Annotated in this window: 3 protein-coding genes; all 3 read right to left on the bottom strand. The window is 69.8% G+C overall.

Going from position 1 to position 4249, the window contains the following annotated elements; all coding sequences use genetic code 11:
• A partial coding sequence (locus AC1DYI_RS28220) for a M6 family metalloprotease domain-containing protein (RefSeq protein ID WP_477207439.1) occupies nt 1-1796 on the bottom strand: 1796 nt, incomplete at its 3' end.
• Between the two features lie 168 nt (nt 1797-1964).
• Nucleotides 1965-2165, bottom strand: coding sequence for a hypothetical protein (locus AC1DYI_RS28225; RefSeq protein WP_477207440.1), 201 nt, complete (start codon nt 2163-2165; stop codon nt 1965-1967).
• A gap of 108 nt (nt 2166-2273) precedes the next feature.
• On the bottom strand, nt 2274-4249 hold a 1976-nt coding region (locus AC1DYI_RS28230; protein WP_477207441.1), incomplete at its 5' end, for a translocation/assembly module TamB domain-containing protein.

Genomic DNA, 4249 nt, shown 5'->3' on the forward strand with positions numbered 1-4249 from the left:
TTCAGCACCCAGTCGCCTTGCACAGGCTTGCCAATGAATGCGGCCAGCGCTGCCGAGCTGGTCGAGTCGTAGCTGGCCACCAGGTTGTCGGTGTTGCCGCCCGAGCGCTTGTGCAGCGTGGCCACGGTGCCGCCGGGGCCGACCAGCTCGACGACCAGGTCGCCGATGTAGGTGTGCGAGATGTTGACGCTGGCCTGCAGGCGCTTGAGCATGCCGCCGGCGGCCACGTTGATCTTGCTGCGCACACCGTCCGGGTTGTTGTCAGGGATCGCCACTGGCGAGGTGTTCTCGACATGCACCGCGCCGGTCGGCGCGCCCTCGCCGAGGCGAAAGCGCATCTTGTTGTCGGGCACGCCGATCTCGCCGATCACCAGGCCCGAATCGGCGCCGCTCCACAGCCGTGTCGACGGCCGGGTGTCATGCGACAGCGCGATGCCGGCCACGGCCGCGAACAGGTCGGTGCCATCGCCCTGGTTGACGTTGTGTTCCAGGTCGTCGTGGCCATCGGCCTGCAGCAGCCGGCATTGGTAGTGGCGGCTGCCCAGCCCGTCCTGGAATTCGTTCGAGCCGTTGGTGTCGCAGTGGTAGACGGCGAGTCCACTCGCGGGCAGGTGCTGGTCCAGCCCGAGCTTGCAGCGGTTCTCGACGATGAAGTATTCGTTCGGCGCGCCGGTCTTGAACTTGTAGACCGTGTCGTAGGCGCCGTGCTGGATCTCCAGCTGCGTGCCGTCGTCGCTGAGCTCGATCTCGTTGTCGCACCAGCCGGCCAGGTCGCGCAGGTAGGCACACACTGGCGACGGTGTGAGGCCAAAGTTCAGGTGGTTGCCGGAGCCCATCAGACAGTAGGTGCCGATGCCTGCGCTCTTGACGCCATCGCCTTCGCGGTTGGCGTCGCCGTAGTCGTACATGTCGGGGAAGCGGCACAGCAGGTGCCCGTTCTCGTGGCAGAAAGTGCCGATGCTGAGCTCGCTCGCATTGCGCCCGGCGCTGGTCAAAAGGTACAGGTTGGTCGAGATGCTGCCGTAGCGCAGGTCGATGGTCGAGTTGTGCGGCCACAGGTCACCGTCGTACTGGGTCTGCCCGGCGTACAGGATGTTCAGCGCATCGAGGATGCCTTCGCGGCGCGAGTCATAACGCGTCAGGTCCACACCCGAGGCAACCGCCAGGTCGAGCGCCTCCTGCACCAACAGCGTGGTCAGGTAGTGGGCGCGGTCATGCGCCAGGCGGAACGGACCGACCACGTCGTTGCTGTAGTCGAGCTTGCCGGTCGAGACGGTGCGGAAGTACTCGCGCGCCGAGCAGAAGTTGCCGTTGCGGGTGTAGTTGGCGCCGTTGAGCATCTCGTCGATGTCGGCCTTGGTGACGGTGGTCTGCACGTCCTGGAACTCGACCAGGATGGTCAGCCCACGCACTTGGCCGTTGCTGAGCCGGCGCCCTTCGAGCAGGCCGTTGCTGGGCCCGAAGCTGAGGGCCGCCGAATGCGCGACCGGTGTCGTGCGGCGCGGCTGGCTTCGCGCGCGGCGTGCTTCGAAACGGCGGTGGCTGACGCCCAGCGCCTCGCGCAAGTGACGTGCTGTGCCAGCCGGCGCTGGGGCGGTGACCGGCACACCGCTGGAGACGAAGCTGCCGTTGGTGACGCTCGCGTAGCAGAACTGGCCGCGGTCGCTGTCGTTGACGGCGGTGTAGCCATCGAGCGTTTCGTGGATCGCGTAGAACTCGTCGCCCGTCACCTTGAGCTGGATGTCGGGGCCGTTGCGTTGGCCGAAGGTCAGGGTCTCGCCAAAGATTGCGCTCATGTGCGTCTCCTTGTGGCGACGGCCAAAGCGCGGACCTGCCCTTTGTCGGCCACCGTCGCATTGGGCGCCGCGCGGTTGGGTGCGCACATCCCCAAACAAGGGTAGGGCGCGGCCTGCGATCCCCCTAAGGCGCGGGACGCGGGACGCCGGCTGGCGCTGCGCTGTTGCTCACGCGACCGATAGCAACGCCAACAGGCTGGCCTGGCGCATCAGGCGCTCGCTGGTGGGCTCGTCGTCACAGACAGTCTTCCAACCAAAGAGCTCGGCCCACCAGGCGTCGTCGACGTGGTGGTCGACAGGGCGCGTCCCGGCACAGGCGAATGTCGGCGTCGGGACGGGTGGGTTCGGCAGGGCGGTGGCGGCGTTCACGGCAGGCGGCTCCATGGGCTCGGTGTTCAGGACTGAACTATCCGAGCCTGCTGCTGACAACGTGGTGTCAGTGGACCCGTCAGCGGGGCGGTCAGTGGCGCGAAGCCGTCAGTTCCAGCGCCAGGACCAGATCATGTCGAGCGCACTGTCTTCGCCCGACTGCGCCCGCAGGGTGAAGCGCTGGGCGGCGCGGTAGATCAGCTGCCAGGTGCCGGTGGTGGCGTTGACGCTGCGCTCGTAGCCGACGTACCAGCGCCGCGTCAGCTGCTTGCCGAGCGAGACCGTGGTCGTCTGCTCGGCGCCTTCGCCGGTCTGGCGCACACCGAAGTCCGACAGGCCGATGTTGGCCAGGAAGGCGTCGGTCGGGCCCTCGCCTTCACCCGCCAGCAGCGCCATCGCAGCGCGCTGCAGCAGGGCTGAATCGGCGCGGCCCAGGCCATCCGGTGCGCGGCCGAGTACCAGCCAGCTGAGCTTGTCGGTGTCGCTCATCTCGGGGTCGCTGGCCAGCCGCACGCGCGGGTTCAGCGCGGTGCCGGTGACGGACACGCCGACCTCGACATCGAGGTTCGGCCGGATCGCCAGGATGTCCAGCCGCGGGTCGTCCAGCGGGCCGGTGAAGACCAGCAGGCCACGCTCGATCTCCAGCTTCTGGTTGTAGGCCCGGTAGGTGCCGCGCTCGGCCCGCACGTCGCCGCGCACGGCGAGCTGCTTGCCGGGGTTGGTCAGCTGCAGTGTGCCGCGCAGGTAGGTGTCCAGCCCACGGCCCTTGATGCGCAGCGAGGGGCCGAGGTCCAGCGCCAAGTCGAGCTGGGTTTCGAAGTCGCGCTCGGCGGCCGTGGGCGGGGTGATCTCGGTGGGCTGGCCATCGGGGCCCGGCGCGCCAGGCTCGCCCGGGGCTGGTGCGCTGGCGGCTTGGCCGACCACGCGCACGTCGTCGTCCAGCGTCGGGGCGCCGCCGCGGCTGAAGTCGATCAGGCCTTCGTCGAACTTGAGCTTGCCGCTCAGCTTGGCCGAGTTGGGCCGCAGCGCCAGCGTGGCCTGGCCGGTGGCGACCAGTCGCCGGTCCAGCCGGCCGAGCAGGCGCAGGTAGTCGGCCTTCACAGTCAGGTCGGCCTCGGGCCGGCGGCCCAGCGTGGCTTCGCCAGCGACACGCAGTGTGCCGTCGCCGCCGCGCCATTCGAACTGCTCGATCTTGGCGTGGTCGCCGTGGAAGCTGATGTCGACCGTGCCATTGGTGAACTGCACGCCTTGCAGGCCGTTGCGCACCTCGAGTTGGCGGCCCGTCAGGCGGCCACTGAACTCGGGCGAGCCGAAGCGTCCGCCCAGCGAGGCCGCGCTTTGCAGGTCGCCGCCCAAGCGCCAACCCGGCGGCACCCAGGCGCCCCAGGCGGCCAGCTTGGCCACGTGGAGCTGGAACACGCCGTCCAGCGGCGCTTCAGGCCCCGGCCAGCGGGCCTGCGGCGTGGTGCGGACGCTGGCCACGCCGGCCATGTCGCCCAGCTGCGTGCCGGCCGCGCCGACGGTGAAGTGCCAGGTGCCGTCGTGCGCGGCCAGTCCGAGCCGCAGGTCGGACAGGCCCAGTGGCCGGTGCACGGTGGCCTCGTCGCGCACGTCGTCGGCCACGCTCAGGTCGCCGCGCAAGCGCTCGAAGACGATGTCGGCATCGAAGCGCTCGCTGGCCTGCACGTGGATGTCGCCGCTCAGCACCAGGTCGCCGCGCCAGCCGAGCTCGGGCTGGGCACGCGCCAGCAGCGGGGCGATCTCGAACGCATCGAGCTTGGCCTGCACCGCCAGCTGGCCCGGGCCACCACCCGCGCCGGCGCGGTACCGCGCTTCGCTCCAGTGCAGCGCGGTGCCGGGCAGAGCGATGCGGCCGGGCTCGGCGCTGGCTTCGCTCAGGCTGCCGCTGTCGTCCCAGGCGAGGTTCAGGGCCAGGTCCTTGGCCGCTAGCCAGGGTTGTCCGGAGCCGTCGCTGGCTCGGCCTTGCAGGTCCGTGAGACGGCCTTGCCAGCGGCCGGCCTGCCACGGCTGGTTGCCCTCGACCGCCGGCTGCCAGCGGCCGTTGGCAGCGAGCTGCACGCGGG

Source organism: Ideonella sp. P3_A4 (genome assembly GCF_056403075.1).